This window comes from Corallococcus silvisoli (assembly GCF_009909145.1).
In the GTDB taxonomy this organism is placed as follows: Bacteria; Myxococcota; Myxococcia; order Myxococcales; family Myxococcaceae; genus Corallococcus; species Corallococcus silvisoli.
In genome coordinates, this window is record NZ_JAAAPJ010000008.1 from 183,178 (window position 1) to 200,116 (window position 16,939).

At 71.5% G+C, this 16,939-nt stretch carries 14 protein-coding genes; 4 read left to right on the plus strand and 10 right to left on the minus strand.

Annotated elements, in window-relative coordinates; translation table 11 throughout:
• Positions 1 to 34 precede the first annotated feature (34 nt).
• Complete coding sequence (locus tag GTY96_RS17355; RefSeq protein WP_328700918.1) at positions 35 to 2,641, plus strand: adenylate/guanylate cyclase domain-containing protein; 2,607 nt, start codon at positions 35 to 37, stop codon at positions 2,639 to 2,641.
• A gap of 37 nt (positions 2,642 to 2,678) precedes the next feature.
• On the opposite strand, the gene GTY96_RS17360 is transcribed toward GTY96_RS17355, so the two are convergent.
• The 7 genes from GTY96_RS17360 to GTY96_RS17390 form a co-directional block, all read right to left on the minus strand.
• Positions 2,679 to 3,041 (minus strand): (2Fe-2S) ferredoxin domain-containing protein, encoded by a 363-nt coding sequence (locus GTY96_RS17360; RefSeq protein WP_143901832.1) that lies wholly within the window; start codon positions 3,039 to 3,041, stop codon positions 2,679 to 2,681.
• 173 nt (positions 3,042 to 3,214) lie between these two features.
• The gene (locus tag GTY96_RS17365) at positions 3,215 to 3,967 is read right to left on the minus strand and encodes a NuoI/complex I 23 kDa subunit family protein (RefSeq protein WP_143901830.1); all 753 of its coding nucleotides are present in this window, start codon (positions 3,965 to 3,967) and stop codon (positions 3,215 to 3,217) included.
• Positions 3,968 to 4,015: 48 nt separating this feature from the next.
• The gene (locus GTY96_RS17370; protein WP_143901828.1) at positions 4,016 to 5,452 is read right to left on the minus strand and encodes a complex I subunit 1/NuoH family protein; all 1,437 of its coding nucleotides are present in this window, start codon (positions 5,450 to 5,452) and stop codon (positions 4,016 to 4,018) included.
• A gap of 2 nt (positions 5,453 to 5,454) precedes the next feature.
• A complete protein-coding gene (locus GTY96_RS17375) occupies positions 5,455 to 7,344 on the minus strand; it encodes a 2Fe-2S iron-sulfur cluster-binding protein (protein WP_161665300.1) in 1,890 nt (629 codons plus the stop codon).
• On the minus strand, positions 7,341 to 8,600 hold the full coding sequence (gene nuoD / locus GTY96_RS17380) for an NADH dehydrogenase (quinone) subunit D (RefSeq protein ID WP_143901824.1): 1,260 nt from the start codon (positions 8,598 to 8,600) through the stop codon (positions 7,341 to 7,343). Before nuoD ends, GTY96_RS17375 begins: the two co-directional genes overlap by 4 nt.
• A 12-nt stretch (positions 8,601 to 8,612) precedes the next feature.
• The gene (locus GTY96_RS17385; RefSeq protein ID WP_143902189.1) at positions 8,613 to 9,131 is read right to left on the minus strand and encodes an NADH-quinone oxidoreductase subunit C; all 519 of its coding nucleotides are present in this window, start codon (positions 9,129 to 9,131) and stop codon (positions 8,613 to 8,615) included.
• 172 nt (positions 9,132 to 9,303) lie between these two features.
• Positions 9,304 to 10,578: an adenylate/guanylate cyclase domain-containing protein gene (locus tag GTY96_RS17390; RefSeq protein WP_161665301.1), complete on the minus strand. Its 1,275-nt coding sequence runs from the start codon at positions 10,576 to 10,578 to the stop codon at positions 9,304 to 9,306.
• A 153-nt stretch (positions 10,579 to 10,731) separates the two neighbouring features.
• On the opposite strand from GTY96_RS17390, the gene GTY96_RS17395 reads away from it, so the two are divergent.
• Both GTY96_RS17395 and GTY96_RS17400 read left to right on the plus strand, forming a co-directional pair.
• On the plus strand, positions 10,732 to 12,903 hold the full coding sequence (locus GTY96_RS17395; RefSeq protein ID WP_161665302.1) for a sulfatase-like hydrolase/transferase: 2,172 nt from the start codon (positions 10,732 to 10,734) through the stop codon (positions 12,901 to 12,903).
• A complete protein-coding gene (locus tag GTY96_RS17400; protein WP_186001901.1) occupies positions 12,893 to 13,258 on the plus strand; it encodes a PaaI family thioesterase in 366 nt (121 codons plus the stop codon). The genes GTY96_RS17395 and GTY96_RS17400 overlap by 11 nt, the downstream gene beginning before the upstream one ends.
• 80 nt (positions 13,259 to 13,338) lie before the next feature.
• Here the strand turns inward: GTY96_RS17400 and GTY96_RS17405 are convergent, their stop codons facing one another.
• Both GTY96_RS17405 and GTY96_RS17410 read right to left on the minus strand, forming a co-directional pair.
• The gene (locus GTY96_RS17405) at positions 13,339 to 13,902 is read right to left on the minus strand and encodes an NADH-quinone oxidoreductase subunit B (RefSeq protein ID WP_143901816.1); all 564 of its coding nucleotides are present in this window, start codon (positions 13,900 to 13,902) and stop codon (positions 13,339 to 13,341) included.
• A gap of 6 nt (positions 13,903 to 13,908) precedes the next feature.
• Positions 13,909 to 14,277, minus strand: coding sequence for an NADH-quinone oxidoreductase subunit A (locus GTY96_RS17410; protein WP_143901814.1), 369 nt, complete (start codon positions 14,275 to 14,277; stop codon positions 13,909 to 13,911).
• Positions 14,278 to 14,535: 258 nt separating this feature from the next.
• Here GTY96_RS17410 and GTY96_RS17415 point away from each other — a divergent pair, with 258 nt between their 5' ends.
• Positions 14,536 to 16,080 (plus strand): methyl-accepting chemotaxis protein, encoded by a 1,545-nt coding sequence (locus tag GTY96_RS17415; protein WP_143901812.1) that lies wholly within the window; start codon positions 14,536 to 14,538, stop codon positions 16,078 to 16,080.
• A gap of 18 nt (positions 16,081 to 16,098) precedes the next feature.
• On the opposite strand, the gene GTY96_RS17420 is transcribed toward GTY96_RS17415, so the two are convergent.
• Complete coding sequence (locus GTY96_RS17420; RefSeq protein ID WP_143901810.1) at positions 16,099 to 16,926, minus strand: PHP domain-containing protein; 828 nt, start codon at positions 16,924 to 16,926, stop codon at positions 16,099 to 16,101.
• Positions 16,927 to 16,939 lie beyond the last annotated feature (13 nt).

Genomic DNA, 16,939 nt, shown 5'->3' on the forward strand with positions numbered 1-16,939 from the left:
GCCCGGCTCCGGCGGGGTATCCTGCGAGCCGCTCGTGCAACGTCTCCGCATCCACTCCTCCGGCCGCCGCTTCCTGCATCGGCTCGGCTTCTCACTCGTCATGGCGGCCCTGTTCGGCTGCCTGCTGGGGTTGCTTGTCTCCCAGCGCGTCACGCGCCCCACGCGGCCGGACGAGACGCCCGCCCCCCTGCTGTCGCCCTCCGGGCTCGTGGACGCGCTGTCCCACGGGCTCGATGGGGGCGAGCGAGTCTTCTACGACTGGCGGATCCGCCAGCTCGGAGAGGTGTCCGAGCGCTCCGACCGCGTCGTGCTCGTCTCCATCGACGACGAGACCCTCGCCGAGGCCCAGCAAGGCCCCCGCGCCGACATCGCCGCGTACCCGTGGCCGCGCCAGGTCATGGGCGGCATGGTCCACCGGTTGGTGGAGGAGGGCGCCTCCGTGGTGATGCTGGACTTCGCCTTCCCGGAGCTGAGCCCCCGCGCCTGCGTCACCCCCACGCGCACGGGCCGGGGCGCCCTGTCCCAGGACGACGACGCGCTGCGGGCCCTGCTGGATCAGGACCCCGGCCACTCCGTGCTCGCCTTCCGCTGGGGCGCCGAGGGCACCCGCTCGCTGCCCCCCACGGGCCGCCTGTGGCCCTACCGCGTCCGCCTGGGCAGCTACCCCGGCGCCACCGAGGCCCGCACCCGCGCGCAGGCCGTCCTCGCCCTCCAGCGCCCCGCGTTCCTCATCCCCGCGGGCAAGGGCATGGAGGTCTGGGCAGGCGTCGCCGACGAGGGCGAGGGCCGCAGCCTGGGCGAGCAGCTGGGCGCGGCCGCCGCGTCCATCCAGGAGCGCCGCGCGGCGGACGACGCCTTCCGCGTGGCGCCGTCGGACCTGTTCCTCGCGCTGGCTTCCGTGCAGGTGACCGGGTTGGACCCCGACAAGCTCCTGGAGGTCCGCCAGCTCCAGTACCCGGTGACGCCGCTGCTCGGCACCGGCAGCGGCTATGGCGCCACCACGCTGCCCGCGGACCCCGACGGCGTGGTGCGCGGCGTGCCCCACCTCGTCGCCTACAGCCCGCGCGGCGGCGAGCGCCATGTCCTGCCCTCCCTGCCGCTGGCCGCCGCCATGCGCCTCGCGGGCACGCAGAAGCTGCGGTACGCGGACGGGCGGCTCTACATCGGCGACTCGTACTCCGTGCCCATGGATGCGTCCGGCTACAGCCTCCTGCGGTGGGAGGCTCCATCCGCCACGCGGGGGGCCCGGGGGCCGCTCGCCCGCTCCATCCGCGCGTGGAACGTGATGCTCAACCTCTTCGACGCGCAGGCGGAGCGGCCCGCGCGCTTCGCCCACGACCTGGACGGCCGCGCCGTCATCCTCACCAACACCAGCAGCTACGCGCCGGAGCGGCGGGTGACGCCCATTGGCCCCGGCATCGCCAACGGCGCCGTGCTGGGGCAGGCGCTCGCCAACATCCTCGCCTCGGACGGCATCACCCGCGCGCCGCCGAAGGTGGACATGCTCGCCACCATGGCGCTCGCGTTCATCGGCGCGTTCCTGGCGCTGTCTTGCAGCTGGCTGCTCCGCTCCGTGGGCGGCGCGTTCCTCTTCGTCTGCGTGGCGGTGGCGGCGGGGGCGGGCTACGTCGCCGCCGCGGGCTACGTGTTCGTCCACGACAAGCTGTGGATCGCCGTGGCCGGCCCGCTGTGGTCCGGCGGGCTCGCGTTCCTGGTGACCACGCTCTACGCCTTCCGCACCGAACAGGACGTGCGCGACTTCGTGCACAGCGCGCTGGGCCGCTACGTCAGCCCGGAGGTGGCGCGGCTGGTGGCGCGCGACGTGAGCCTGATGCGGCCGGAGCGCCGGAAGATGACGGTGTACCTCTGCGACATCGAGGGCTTCACCCGCCTGTCCGAGACGCTCCCCCCGGAGCAGCTGGTGCCGCTGCTCAACACCTTCCTCACGGAGATGACCGCGGTGGTGCGCGCCACGGTGGGGCAGGTGGACAAGTACATCGGTGATTCGGTGATGGCCTTCTGGGGCGCGCCCGTGCGCACGGACCGCCACGCGCATCTGGCCTGCGAGGCGGCGCTGAAGCTCCAGGCGGTGCTCGCGCAGAGGCAGCCCCTCTGGGAGAAGCAGTTCGGCCACCGGCTGTCGGTGCGCGCCGGCATCGACACGGGCGACCTGCTGGTGGGCGACATGGGCAGCGAGCTCAAGTCCCACTACACCGTCATGGGTGACGCGGTGGGCATGGCGGGCCGGCTGGAGTCCGCCAACAAGCAGTACGGCACCCAGGTGCTCGTGGGAGAGGCCACCGCGCAGCTGGCCAGCGACGCCTACGTCTTCCGCGAGGTGGACCGCGTGCTCGTGCGCGACCGTCCCCAGCCCGTGCGCGTGCACGAGCTGCTGGGCCGCAAGGGCGAGTTCTCCCAGGAGAAGCAGGCGGGCATGGCCCTCTACGAGAAGGCCCTCATCGCCTACCACGCGCGGGACTTCCTGTTGGCGCAGGAGCTGTTCCGCCGGTGCACCGTGGAGCACGGCGACGCGGTGGCGCGCGTCTACGTCCAGCGCTGCCAGGGCCTCATCCAGAGTCCGCCGCCCGCGGACTGGGACGGCGTCATCCGCTGGGGCCGGCGGAGCACGGATCCCCGCTAGGGAGGGGATGCGCGATCCACGGCGTGCGTCCCGAGCCTCAGCCGTCGTCGCCGGAGTCCGGCTGACCGAACAGCTCACGCACGGGCTCATCCGCCTGGATGTGCTCGGCCACCACGCGGCGCATCTTCTCCGCCGTCATCCCCGAGTAGTACACCTCTCCGGGCCACCCCATGAGCTGGTAGTCCTCCGGGGACAGCGGGTCCCGCTTGCGGCCCGTGTCCTCGCGCACCACCACGTTGGGCCCCATGTGGCAGAAGCCGTAGCAGCCGCCCCGGTACAGCTCACAGCGCGCCTGGAGCCCGGCCTCCGCCAGCGCCTCGCGCGCCGCCACGTGCACCGCGTCCGAGCCGCCCGCGCGGCAACTGGAGCCCTTGCACACCGACATCCGGTAGCGCTTCACCGGAAGCCCCCGCGCGCGTGAGCGGCACCATGTGCATTGAAGAGCTGCAGCGTCACCACATGCCCCCTGAAAAGGCGGCGGCCCGCCCTTCCCTGGAAGCGGGGAGGAGGCGGGCCGGGATGCGTGCGAAGGGGGCGGCGGAACCAGGCCCGCCCCCATGATGCGTGAACGGACTACTTGAGGAACTTCGTCACCTGGATGGGACCCTGCTGCGTCACCACCGTCTGCCCGGCGCCCACCTTCGCGTGGCCGTGGCCCGCGGGCAGCTGCGCGTGCTTGCCAGGGTCCGCGTGTCCCTCGCCGATGCGCGTGTGCGCTTCCTTGTGGACGTGGTGCGGCTCCTCGGAGCTGTCGCGCTTGTTCCAGGGGTCGGACGGGTGCGACACCGCCGGCCCCTTGAGCAGCTTGGGGATGTCGTAGACGAAGTTCTGCCGGTTGTACTCGGACGGCGTGTGCATGTACGTGTCCATGCGGATGGCGTCCTTGGGGCACGCCTCCACGCACAGGCCGCACACGATGCAGCGCAGCTCGTCGATGACGAACTGGGTGGGGTACTTCTCGATGACCGCGGACTCCGAATCCGCGTCTGCCGTCTCGTACTCACCCGCCTCGATGTAGATGCACTGCGCCGGGCAGATGGTCGCGCACATGTAGCAGGCCACGCAGCGCGGCTTGCCGTCCTCGCGCGGCACCAGCCGGTGCAGACCCCGGTAGCCCTCCGGATAGATGGGCTTCTCTTCCGGGTACTCCACCGTCGTCATCAGGTTCATGCCCGTGCGATCCACCACCTGGGGGTTGGGGTCGCGCGTGCCGAACATGTTGCGGAAGAAGTGCTTGGTCGTGATGGCCAGACCGCGCAGCAGCTCCGGGATGTACATCCGCTCGCGGAGGTCCGTGCGCGGATCCTGGGAAGCATTGAACGCCATGGTGTCTTGTCTCGCTTCCGGCGAAGGGCTTGGGCCGGACAGGCCGCGCTAGTGCGCGCCCGCCGGGGAATGGGAGTGGGGATCCGCGTGCGCCGGCAGGCCGTGCGCGTCGTGTCCGTGCGCGTCGTGCCCATGGCCGTTCGCCGTGTCGTGCGCGTCCTCCGCCTTCGCGCCCGACGTCAGCGTCAGCGCCAGCACGAAGCCGATCTCCAGGAGGCCCACCACGCCCAGCGCCCGCAGGGACGGATCCCACAGCACCAGCGCGCCGCTGATGAACACGTTGGCCAGGCCCACGGGCAGGAGGATCTTCCAGCCCAGGTTCTGGATCTGATCGTAACGGAAGCGCGGGAAGGTCCAGCGGATGACCAGCTGCACCCAGATGAGCAGGATGACCTTGATCCAGAACACCGTGCCCAGGAGCGTGCCGTACACCCAGCCGTGCTCCTGCATGAACGGCTGCGCCGCCAGCCACTCGCCGCCGAAGGGCAGGTGGTGCCCGCCGAAGAAGAGCGACGTCGTCACGCCGGCCAGCACCACGACCTCCACGAACTCGGAGATCATGAACATGCCGAACTTCATGCCGGAGTACTCCACGAAGTAACCGATGATCTCCGACTCGCCTTCCGGCGCGTCGAACGGGGCGCGCTTGGTCTCCGCGAAGGACGCCACGAAGAAGCCGATGAAGCCCAGCGGCTGGATGAAGATGCCCCACGCCGGCAGGCCCAGGTCGAAGCCGCCGTCGGTGCGCCACAGGTACTTCGCCTGGCCGGTGCCGGACACGAGCGCGTTGCCCACGTCACCCACCAGCGTGGGCAGCTGCACGGAGGAGAACGCCAGGAACAGGCCCACGAGCGACAGGCCCAGCGCCACCTCGTAGGAGATCATCTGCGCGGAGGCGCGCACGCCGCCCAGCAGCGCGAACTTGTTGTTGGAGGACCAGCCCGCCAGCGACGTGCCGTACACGGCGAGCGACGCGATGGCGAGCAGGTACAGCATGCCGAAGTCCGGCGTGGCGACGACCATGTCCACCGTCTTGCCGAACACCGACACCGTCGGCCCGGCCGGCACCACCGCGAACAGCGCGAACACCGGCGCGAACGCGAGGATGGGGCCCAGGTTGAACAGGAAGCGGTTGGCGGTGCCGGGGACGAAGTCCTCCTTGGTCAGCATCTTCAGCACGTCGGTGATGATGTGCGGGATGCCGCCCAGGGAGCGGTTGGACAGGCCGGGGATGGCCAGGCGCGCGCGGTTGGGGCCCACGCGGTCCTGCATGAACGCGCTCCACTTGCGCTCGGCGAGCGTGAGCAGCGTCGCGGTGATCATCACGAAGACGAGCATCAGGAAGATGATGTTCGTCAGGCGGCTGGCCCCCTCGAAGAGGTACTCCTCCGCGAGGTAGCCCACCAGATACGCCGAGGCCACTCCGCCGGCGACGGCGAAGATGATGAAGGCCATGGCGAACAGCATGGTCAGGATGCGGTTCATGGTCAGATGCCCCTCACGCGCGGCGCGCCGAACTCGCGGTAGCCCGGCGGACGGCCGTCGGCACTCGACGGCAGCGGATTGATGCCCGGCTTCTCCCGGTCCGGCGGAGAGGCCTTGTCCCAGTTGAACGCGGCGAACTCGGAGACCTGGCCCGAGAGCGCCCGCCACACGTCGCGCGCGGAGGCGTGAGCGGCGTCGCCGCCCAATTCGCGCGTCAGCTCCGTGGCCCACTTCCAGTGCGGCGCCGCGTCACCCTTGGGCGGGTACGCCTTGCGGAAGCGCTGGGTGATGCCGTCCTGCTGGGTGAAGGTGCCCTCGTCCTCGATGTGCGCGGCGGCCGGCAGCAGCACCGTGGCCTGCGCCGTGACGGGGGAGTCGTTCTGCGCCTGGGCGACGAACACCTCCAGCTTCGCGACGACCTCCGCGAAGGCGGCCGCGTCCGTCGGGACCTCGGTGCCCACCGCGTAGAGCGCCTTCACCTGGCCCGCGTTGATGGCGGGGGTGAGCTCGTCGAAGGTGCGCAGCGTCAGCCCCAGGCCCTTGGCGATGAGCGCCAGGCCCTGGCGGTTGGGGTTCTTGTCCGCCGTCATCAGGTAGTGGTCGGCCTTGCCCTGCGCCCGGCCGCCCACGAACACCGCCGTCGCGCCCAGCACCGTCTTGGCGAACGTCAGGCCCGCGAGCAGGTCCTCGTTGGAGGCGAGCGGCGAGGCCAGGACGGCCAGCTGCTTGGAGCCCGCCAGCGGCTTGAGCGCCTTGGCCGCGCCCACCGCCGCGTCCTTGCGCGTGAGCACCGGCTGCACCGTGCCGGGGGCCTGCAGGCCGCGGCCCACCCGGGCGGCGAGCACGCGTCCCGTGTTCAGGTCCTTGTACGACAGGCGGCCCTGGTCGCACATCCAGCTCTTGTTGATGGCCTCGTTCTCGCGCGGGCGGTAGCGGTAGGTGTCCTGGGACATCCAGTCCGCGGAGATGTTGCAGCCGCGCGAGCAGCCCGTGCAGACGGACGGCGTGGCGGACAGGAACCAGGAGCGCGCCTTGAAGCGGAAGTCGCGGCTGAGCAGCGCGCCCACCGGGCACACGTCCACGGTGTTGAGCGAGTAGTTGCTGTCCAGCTCGTTGCCCGGGAACACGTCGATGCGCTCGTGGCTCCCGCGGCCGAAGACGCCCAGCTGCGGCTCCTTCGGGATCTCGTTCATGAAGCGGACGCAGCGCGTGCAGATGATGCAGCGCTCCTGGTCCAGCACCACGCGGGGCCCCAGCACCTTGCGCTTGTGCTTGAGGGCCTTGGTGCCCTCCAGCCGGGACGGCCGGTAGTCGTACTTCATGTAGTAGTCCTGCAGCTTGCACTCACCGGCCTGGTCGCAGATGGAGCAGTCGACCGGGTGGTTGAGCAGCAGGAACTCCATCACCGCGCGCTGCTGCTCCTTGACCTTGGGGGTCGTGGTCTTGATGACCTGACCCTCGGCCATGGGCGTCTGGCAGGCGGGGACGAGCTTGGGCGCGTTGGACGCCTCGATGAGGCAGATGCGGCAGTTGGCCGCGATGGAGAGGCGCGGGTGGTAGCAGTAGTAGGGGATCTCCGAGCCGACCGTCTTGGCCGCCTCGATCATGTTCGTCCCCGGCTTCACCACGACTTCCCGGCCGTCGATGACCGCCGTCACGAAGCCCGGGTTCTTGGGCTGCGGCTTGGGCGGAGGGCCGCCGGCCGGCGCCGCGGGCTTCGGCGGAGGCGTGCCGGTGGGGCCGCTGGCGGCCGCGGGCGGGGTGTCCAGCTTCGCGCCGGCGGGCGGGTTGGACGGCTCCGCGCCGACCTTGGCCGCGGGCGAGTCGGTGGGGGCGCCCTTGGGGGGCGTCTGCGCGTCACCGGTGGGCTTCTTCGTGTCGTTGTCGCTCACTGCTCGACCTCGCCGCCGATCATGTTGATGGTGTCAAAGGTGGGAACGAGGTCCGCCAGCATCTTGCCCTGGATGATGTGGGGCAGGGCCGCCAGCACCGGGAAGCCCGGGGCGCGCACGTGGACCTTGTACGGACGGCCGCGGCCGTCGCTCACCAGGTACCAGCCCAGCTCGCCGTTGGACGCCTCCGTGGCGTCATAGACCTCACCGGGGGGCACCTGGATGCCCTCCATCACCAGCTTGAAGTGCGCCATCACGCCTTCGATGGTGCCGTACACCTCCGGCTTGGGCGGCAGCGCGATGCGCCAGTCGTCCACGATGATGGGGCCCGCGGGGATGGTGGCCAGGGCCTGGCGCAGGATGCGGATGGACTGGCGCATCTCCTCCAGGCGCACGAGGTAGCGGTCGTAGTTGTCGCCGTGCTGGCCCACCACGACCTCGAAGTCGAAGCGCTCGTAGACCCAGTACGGGTGCGCCTTGCGCAGGTCGTGGTCCACGCCGCACGCGCGCAGCGCGGGGCCCGTCCACCCGTAGTCGATGGCGTCCTGGGCGCTGATGATGCCGGTGCCCTTGGTGCGGTCCACGAAGATGCGGTTGCGCGTGAGCAGCCCGTCCATCTCCTGGAGCAGCTCCTCCGTGCGGTCCAGCGTCTTGAGCACCTTCTCCGACCAGCCCTCCGGCAGGTCGCGGTTGATGCCACCCACGCGGCCGAAGCTGGTGGTGAGGCGCGCGCCGGTGAGCTCCGTCACGCGGTCCTGGATGAGCTCGCGGGCCTCCATGCCGTAGAGGAACGGCGCGAAGCCGCCCATCTCCAGGCCGGTGGCGCCCACGCACGTCAGGTGGTCGGTGAGCCGGTGCAGCTCGCTGCCGATGACGCGGATGTACTGGGCGCGCTCCGGGATCTCCAGGCCGATGAGCTTCTCCACGGCGTTGAGGAACCCGAAGTTGTTCATCATCGCGGACAGGTAGTTGAGCCGGTCCGTGTACGGCAGGCACTGCGTCCAGGTGACGTTCTCGCAGCTCTTCTGGAAGCCGCGGTGGAGGAAGCCGATCTCCGGATCGATCTTGACGATGGTCTCACCCTCGAGCTCCACCCTCAGCCGCACGGTGCCGTGCGTGGCCGGGTGGGAGGGGCCCATGTTGATGACCATGTGCTTCGACTGGAGATGCGATTCGAGCTCCGACTCCTCGTGGGCGAACCCATCCGTGTCGGGGTTGTGCGGCTTCGTCGCGTCGATGTTGTGGCTGTCGGCCATGGGGAGGTCTCGTCAGGCGACGCCGCTGGTGCCGGGGCCGCGGAAGATGTCCTTGATGGGGCGCTCGGGGATCAGCGGCTGACGGTCGCGCAGCGCGTAGTCCTTGCGCAGGGGGTGGCCCTGGAACTCGTCGTACAGGAGGATGCGGCGCAGGTCCGGGTGGTCCGTGAAGCGGATGCCGTAGAAGTCGAACGCCAGGCGCTCCCACCAGTTCGCGCCCCGGTACAGGGCGGAGAGGGAGGGGACCTCCGGACGGGTCTCCGTGACGCGCACCTTCAGGCGGACGTGCTCCTTCCGCTTGAGCGAGTAGAGGAAGTAGACGATCTCGAACCGCGGATCGCTCTCCGCCAGGTGCAGCCGGTCCACGGCGTCCGCGGAGCCGAACAGCTTGAAGTCCAGCTCGGGGTCCATCTTCAGGAAGGTGGCGACCTTCGGCAGCCACTCCGCATGGATGACGGCCCAGGCTCCGCCAGCGCGGTCGACATAGCGCTCCGCGACCGCCTCGGGAAACTGGGCGGCGACCCGGTCCAACGCGAAAATGCTCAAGGGGGGCCTCGATCTACGACAGAGGAAACCGCGGCTTTATAAGGACCGTTCGCGTGAGGCGTCAACGTAAACCCTCAACCGTGTAGGCCACTTAGGTGGTCCAGTAGCCCGCGTCGCGGCCCACCCCCTGCCCGCCTGTCGCGGGTAGGCGGAAAGCTCAGGCCGCCGCGTCCGAGCCCCGCGCCGGGGCGTCCTCTTCAGGCAGGGGGATGAAGGTCACCACCGGCTGGCTCTTGCCGGGCACGAGCGCGACGGGGGCGGGGGCCCAGCGGAAGGCGGCACCCGCCCGCTCGCGGGTCGCCTGGGAGACGAGCACGGGCACCTCGAAGCCCTTGGTCAGCCGCTCGATGCGGTTGGCCAGGTTCACCGTGTCGCCGATGGCGGTGTACTCCAGGCGCCGGAAGGGCGAGCCGATGTTGCCCAGCACCACCGGGCCCGAGTGCACGCCCACGCCCATGCGCAGGCCGAACTCGCCCCGGGCGGCGCGCTCCGCGTTGACCGCCTCCAGCTCGCGCACCATCTCCAGCGCGCACCGGGTGGCGCTCCGCGCATGGAGGGCGTCCGGCAGCGGGGCGCCGAAGTACACCATCAGTGCGTCCCCGATGAACTTGTCGAGCGTTCCGCCGTGGCGGAACACCACCTCCACCATGCGGCCGTAGTACTCGTTGAGGATCGTGACCACCTGCTCGGGCGGTAGCCGTTCGCTCAAGGAGGTGAAGTCGCGCACGTCCGCGAACAGCACGGAGACCTCCCTCAGCTCCGGGGCGGGGGAGTCCTTGTCCTGGAGGCGCTCGGCCACGGCGGGGGAGAAGTAGCGGCCCAGGCGCGCGCGCTGGAGCTCCTCGTGGGTGACGGCGGCGGACAGCAGGCGGATGCGCTGGAGGAGCCGGGACGCGCCCGCGGCCGTCATGGCCAGCATCACCGCGCCGGCCACCTGGGCCCCTCCTCCGATGGAGGCCTGCCGCTGGAGCTCCGTCTCCGCGAGGATGGCGACGGCGGTGACCAGCAGCGTGACGGGCCTTCGCAGGCTCAGCGCGGACAGGAGGACCAGGGCCGCGAAGATCCCCAGCGAGAAGCCGGCCACGCCGCCCGGGGACGGGGACACCGGCAGCGCCAGGTGTTGCAGCCAGTAGACGGCCGGCACGTCCACGAACGCGACGGACAGCGACGCCCAACTGGCGACGCGCGCGGACGCCGCCACCGCCACGGCGACGCAGGTGGTGCAGACGAGGTACAGCGCGAACGGCCCCAGGTAGACGTCCCAGTCGCGCAGGCCCCGCCCGCGCCCCAGGTACACCGCCATGGTGAACAGCACGGCCACCGCCCCCAGTCGCACCCACGCCAGGTGCCGGCCGTTGGATTGGCGCTCCACGTCGAGTGCGCGGCGCACGGACTCCTGGAGGGTGTCGCTGGGCGTGGCCCTGGAAGTCATGAGGGTCCCCGGACCGAGGGAAGCGTCGGTCTGGAACAGTCCGGTCGCCATCTTGCATCGGAGGTGCTCGCCACGCACGTCCCGGACTCCCCTGAAGCCCGGTGAGAGACAGAGTTGGCACGGAAATGCCCGGACGCGGTAGACGGTGGAGGCATGTCCGTGCGGTCCGTCGCTTCCTTCCTCCGCGCCGGTGCGGGGCGCCTGGCGCTGGGCGCCCTGCTGGGGCTGCTGCTCTTCGCGGCCGAGACGGCCTGGCTGCTCAAGGCGGGCGTGGTGGGCGTGGACATCCCCCTGGACGGCCCCTATGCGGCGCTGGCGGCGGCGGTGCGGCCGTTGCTGCCGGGCGTCGTCCTGCGCGTGGCCACGGTCTATGTCGTCGCGGGCGCGCTGCTGGGGCTGGGGGCCGCGGTGCTGGCCCGGGCCTGGACGCGGCGGGGCGGGTGGGGGGCGGCGGGGCTGGTGCTCCTTCACTGGGCGGTGCTGCTGGGGTTCTGGGCGTGGGACCGGGCCCTGGCGCGGCCCGCGCTCTTCGACGACCTGCCGGTGGCGCGCCCGGTGCTCGCGTGGCTGGTGGATCACGGCGAGCCCTGGCAGGCGCGGGCCGCGGCCGGAGCCTGGGTGGCGGCGCACCTGATGGTGCTGGGCGCGCGGGCGCTGCGCTGGCTTGCTTCCTCCAGGGCGCCGGTCGCCGCTCGCGCCGAGCGCTTCTGCTGGGCCGTGGTGACGGTGGGCGTCGTGGTCGTCGCGGTGGGGCTGACGGTGCGTCCTCCGGCGGAGACCCTCCGGCGGCCGTTGGTGGTGCTCATCGGCATCGACGCGTTCCGGCCGGACCGGCTGGGCGCGGCGGGGCGCGGGGTGGCGCCCCATGTGGACCGCTTCCTCCAGGACGCCACGCTCTTCACGCGGGCCTACACGCCGGTGGCGCAGACGGAGCCCGCCTGGCGCTCGCTGCTGACCGCGCGCTGGCCGTACCGCACGGGCGTGCGCTACCCGCTCACGTCCGACGCGCGGCTCGTGCTGGCGCCCACCTTCGCGCAGCGCTTCGCGGAGGCCGGGTGGCGCACGGTGTTCGCCACCGACTGCTCTCGCTTCCACTTCGAGGGGCCGGCCTCCGGCTTCGCCACGCGCTGGCAGCCGCCTCGCGGGGCGCTCAACTTCGCGCTGGAGAAGCTGCGCTACCGGGCGCTGGGGCTCTTCGCGGACAACGCGCTGGGCGCCGCGTGGGTGCCCGAGTTCATCGACAACCGGGCGCTGGCCGGCATCCATGATCCCCTGGGGTACGCCAAGCGGCTGGCGGGCGGGCTGGTGGCGGAGGCCGGAGCGGGCCCGCTGCTCTTCGCCTTCCACGCCACGGCGGCGCACTTCCCGGGCGACCCGGTGTACCCGTTCTACCGCCGCTTCGTGTCCGCGTCCGAGCCGCTGGAGCGCCGGCTGCGCATGCACTTCGCGCCGGTGACGCCGGGGGCGAAGGGCTCCTGGAACCGCGAGGGCGCGGAGGGGCTCTACGACGAGCTGCTCGCGCAGGCGGACGCGCAGGTGGGGACGCTGCTGGACGCGCTGCGGGAGTCCGGGCGCTACGACGACGCGCTCATCGTGTTGATGTCCGACCACGGCGAGAGCTTCCACGCGGACCGGCCGGACCTGGCGGGCGCCACGTCCGTGCACGGGGCGCGGCTGGGCGAGGAGGAGAACCGCATCCTGCTCGCGGTGAAGCCGCCCGTGGGGCGGGGGCCGGTGCCCGCGGAGGTGGAGGCGCTGGCGCGGCTGGTGGACGTGGGGCCCACGCTGCTGGAGCTGTCGGGCCTGCCCATGTTGCCGGAGATGGACGGGGTGTCGCTCGCGCCGCTGCTGCGCGGGGAGGCGCGGCCGCTCACGCCCCTGTACGCGGAGACGGGCTACACGCACGTGAGCCCGGAGGTCTTCGACCCTGGCCACTGGCCCGGCGCGCCGCGCACCTTCGACGCGTACCGCCTGCGCCCGGACGGCGTGGTGGAGATGGGCGATGACGCGGACGCGGCGGTGCTGAGGGAGAAGGACACCGGCGCCTTCGATGGGCAGCGCTGGGTGGTGGACCGGCCGCAGGCGGACGGCAGCGTGCGGCGGACCTGCTCGGGGGCGTGTGCGGGGGCTGACGCGCGAGCGCTGGCGGACTGGCTGGATGACGCACGGGAGCGCGCGCCGGAGCCCGCTTCACGTAGAGTCGCCGGCCATGTCGACGACCGAAACCCCCGGCCTCCAGGAAACATACGCCCCCCACAACGCCTGCTTCGGATGTGGCCCGGCCAACCCGAAGGGACTGCGCATCCGCAGCCGCGTGGAGGGTGAGCTCGTCGTCGCGGACTGGACCCCGGAGGAGCACCACCAGGCGTTCCCCGGCGTGCTCAACGGCGGCATCATCGGCGCGCTGCTGGACTGCCACTGCAACTGGACCGCGGCCTACCACCTGATGAAGGCGCAGGGCGCGACCACCCCGCCGTGCACCGTCACCGCCGACTACACCATCGTCCTCAAGCGGCCCACGCCCCTGGGCCCGCTGCACCTGTCCGCGAAGCCCGTGGACATCCAGGGCGACCGCGTCGTCGTGGAGGGCGTCCTCACCGCGAACGGCAAGGTGACGGCGACCTGCAAGGGCACCTTCGTGGCGGTGAAGGAAGGGCACCCCGCGTACCACCGCTGGTAGGCCCTGGAACGCCGCGGGCCCCGTCACCGGCCTCGAGAGAGGCGGCGCGGGGCCCGTTCGTGAAGCAGGCGGCGAAGGGACTACTTGCCGGCGGAGAGCATGCGGGCGTGGTGCTCCGCCGTCTCGTTGGGCTGGCCGGTGTCACGCAGCCGGTGCACCTGGTTGCCAATCTTGTCCTGCAGCAGCATCAGGCCGTCGAGCACCTGCTCGGGGCGCGGCGGGCAGCCGGGGATGTAGACGTCCACCGGGATGATGCGGTCGATGCCCTGGAGCACCGCGTAGTTGTCGTAGAAGCCGCCCGAGGACGCGCACACGCCGAAGGACACGACCCACTTGGGCTCGGTCATCTGCTCGTAGACGCGCTTGAGGATGGGGGCCTGCTTCAGGTTGATGGTGCCCACCACCATCAGCAGGTCCGCCTGGCGCGGCGAGAAGCGCGGGAACTCCGCGCCGAAGCGCGAGATGTCGTGCCGGCTGGCGGCCACGGACATGTACTCCATGCCGCAGCACGCGGTGGCGTACGGGTAGGTGAAGAGCGAGTACTTGCGAGCCCAACCCAGGCCCTTGGACACCAGCTTCTGGAAGAAGCCCGTGGCCTCTTCCCGGCGGGTGGTCATGATCGGAGCGATGTCGGTGTCAGCCATGATGTCTCAGCTCTCCCAGTCCAGGGCGCCCTTCTTCCAGACGTAGATAAGGCCCACGACCAGGGTCGACGCGAAAACCAGCATCTCCACGTAGCCGAACCAGCCGAGTGCCTGGAAGTTCACCGCCCAGGGGTACAGGAACACCGCTTCCACGTCGAACACGATGAAGAGCAGCGCGATGACGTAGAACTTCACGGCGAAGCGCTGGCGAGCGGGACCGCTCGACTCAGAGCCTGCTTCGAAGGGGGCCGACTTGGTGCTGCTCGGGCGCTTGGGGCCCAGCCGGGTGGTGACCTGCGGAATGATCATCCCGAGGACGCCGGCCAGCAGGAGCACCACCGCCAGCGGCAGGTACGGTGCGAGGGGTGTAGTCATCGGGCGCGGAACCTAATGACACCGCTGGCGCCATGTCAAAGGGAAACGCCCCGGGCCTGGACTCGCCAACCCCTTGAGAAGACGGCCGAAAAGGGGAACCCATCCACCGCGCTCACCCCCCCGGGCATCGCCGCCCGGACGCCTGCCGCTGCCCGGGGCCGAGGGCCGCCCGCCCCGGGGCCGGGGTCGTTTGACGCTGGGGGAGCCCACGCCTAGCGTCACCGGGTTGTTCGGATCATCGCCCGGGGAGTCACGGACATGTGGGGCCGGCTGACCTTGCGGATGCAGGTCGCGATCGCGGTGTTGCTGCCGTGCCTCGCGGTGGTGTTCTTCAGCGGGGTGTACTTCCCCGCCCGGCAGCGGGCCGCGGGCGTGGAGGTGCTGGCCGGGCGCGCCATGACGCTGGGGACGCTGGTGGCGCGCCACCCCTCGCTCGCGCTGCCGGACAGCGCTCCGGACGCCCGCGCGCGGCGCGATGAGGTCTTCTCCCAGGTGGACTCCGGCGGCTTCACGCTGCTGTTCCAGGAGCTGTCCCGCGCGGACGGGTCGGTGGTGGAGCTGCGGGGCCGCGTGCCGGCCGGGTTGACGCAGCCGCCCCTGCCGGAGCCGGGCACGTGCACCGTGGCGCGCCTGTCGGAGGCGGTGGTGGTGCGCTGCGAGAGCGGCGGCCACGTGTACCGGGCGGGCTTCGGCATCCATGAGGTGCGGGCCGCGCTGGCGGCGACGGAGGGCTATTCGCTGCTGGGCTACCTGGGCGCCGCGGTGCTGGGCCTGGGGCTGGCGGTGATCATCAGCCGCGCCATCGCGGACCCGGTCTCGCGCGTCACGCAGGTGGCGCGGGAGGTGGCCCGCGGCGACGTGTTCCGGGGCGAGCTGGACGTGTCCGCCGCCGGCGAGGTGCGGCAGATGGCCACGTCCTTCAACGAGATGCTGGGCACGCTGCGCGCCACGGTGATGGAGCTGGTGACGCGCACCGAACAGCTCTCCAGCGCGTCGCGCGGGCTGATGGGGGCCTCCGCGGATCAGGAGCACGTCATCAGCCAGCAGGCCGCGTACGCGCAGCAGATCGCCGCCACGTTCGAGGAGCTGAGCCGCACCGCGGAGCAGATCTCCTCCTCCACGGAGGTGGTGGAGTCCAGCGCGCGGCGCACCCACGACGCGGTGGCCGAGGCCATGGCGGTGGTGGCCCAGGTGGTGGGCGGCATCAACGACATCCGCACCGAATCCAAGGGCGTGGCGGACGCCATCGTCGGGCTGAACAAGGACCTGCAGCAGGTCTCGAAGATCGCCCAGGTCATCAACCAGGTGGCGGAGCGCAGCGACCTGCTGGCGCTCAACGCGGCGCTGGAGGGCACCAAGGCCGGCGACGTGGGCCGGGGCTTCTCGCTGGTGGCCGCGGAGATGCGCAAGCTGGCGGAGAACGTGTCCGCGTCCGCGCGCGACATCGCCCGCATCGTGGAGAAGGTGCAGGACTCCGGCGAGGAGGCCGCGTCCAAGGCGCGCGTGGGCATGGCCACCAGCGACCGGGGAGTGGAGGTGGCCGAGCAGGCGTCCGCCGTCTTCCTGCGCATCGTGGAGCTGGCGCGAGGCACCAGCGAGGCGGCGCGGCAGATCACCATCGCCACCCGGCAGCAGCGTCAGTCCAGCGAGCAGGCCGTGCAGGGCGCCCGCAACGTGGCGGACCTGGTGAAGCAGGGCGTGGACGCCACCGGCCGCACCACACGCATCGCGCAGGACCTCCAGGCCGTCGCTGAAGGCCTCACCGCCGTGACGAGCCGCTTCAAGGCCCAGCCGCGCCCCTGAAGGCGCCTGGGCGCTGCCTCATGCCGCGCTGGACGGCGCGCGGGCGCGCAGCTTCAGGAACAGCTCCGGGGGCATGGCCGCGACGCCCAGGCGGTGGTCCGGCGCCACGGCCTCGCCGTGGAAGTCGCTGCCGAAGGTGGGCACCAGGTCGAACTCGCTCGCGAGCGCCAGGTACTTCTGCCGCACGGCCGGGTTGTGGTCCGCGCTCAGGACCTCCAGGCCGGACAGCCCGGCCCGCGCCAGCGCTTGGATCTCCCCGCGCTCCATCTTCGAGGAGCCCGGGTGGGCGAGCGTCGCGGTGCCGCCCGCGGCGCGGATGAGCCGGATGGCCTCCGCGCCCTCCAGCTTGAAGCGCTCCACCCACGCGGCGCGGCCCGTGCCCAGGAAGCGGTCGAAGGCGGCCTTCATGTCCACGCACCAGCCCTGATCCACCAGGACCCGGGCCAGGTGGGGCCGTCCCAGCTGCGCGTCCCCGGCCACCCTTCGCACGTGCTCCATGCGCACCGGGAAGCCCAGCTCGCGCATGCGGGCCACCATCGCCTCCATGCGCCAGGTGCGCTCGTCGCGCAGCCGGTCCGCGAAGCGCGCGAGGTCGGGGTCCTCCGGGCGCAGGAAGTGGCCCAGGATGTGGGCCTCCTTGCCGTACACGAAGGCGGACAGTTCGATGCCGGGCACCAGCTCCACGCCGTGCGTCAGGGCGGCGGCCTTCGCCTCGGCCAGGCCCGCCACCGTGTCGTGGTCCGTCACCGCCAGCACCGTCACCCCCGCGGCGGCGGCGCGCGCCACCAGCGTCGCGGGCGGGTACTGGCCGTCACTGGCGGTGGTGTGCGAATGCAGGTCGATCACGGCTGAAGACCCT

Excerpts from the sequence above, each read along its gene's own strand:
- GTY96_RS17365 (WP_143901830.1), bottom strand. The coding sequence starts at position 3,967 with ATGGCGTTCAATGCTTCCCAGGATCCGCGCACGGACCTCCGCGAGCGG.
- GTY96_RS17370 (WP_143901828.1), bottom strand. The coding sequence starts at position 5,452 with ATGAACCGCATCCTGACCATGCTGTTCGCCATGGCCTTCATCATCTTC.
- nuoD (WP_143901824.1), bottom strand. The coding sequence starts at position 8,600 with ATGGCCGACAGCCACAACATCGACGCGACGAAGCCGCACAACCCCGAC.
- GTY96_RS17390 (WP_161665301.1), bottom strand. The coding sequence starts at position 10,578 with ATGACTTCCAGGGCCACGCCCAGCGACACCCTCCAGGAGTCCGTGCGC.
- GTY96_RS17395 (WP_161665302.1), top strand. The coding sequence starts at position 10,732 with ATGTCCGTGCGGTCCGTCGCTTCCTTCCTCCGCGCCGGTGCGGGGCGC.
- GTY96_RS17405 (WP_143901816.1), bottom strand. The coding sequence starts at position 13,902 with ATGGCTGACACCGACATCGCTCCGATCATGACCACCCGCCGGGAAGAG.
- GTY96_RS17410 (WP_143901814.1), bottom strand. The coding sequence starts at position 14,277 with ATGACTACACCCCTCGCACCGTACCTGCCGCTGGCGGTGGTGCTCCTG.
- GTY96_RS17415 (WP_143901812.1), top strand. The coding sequence starts at position 14,536 with ATGTGGGGCCGGCTGACCTTGCGGATGCAGGTCGCGATCGCGGTGTTG.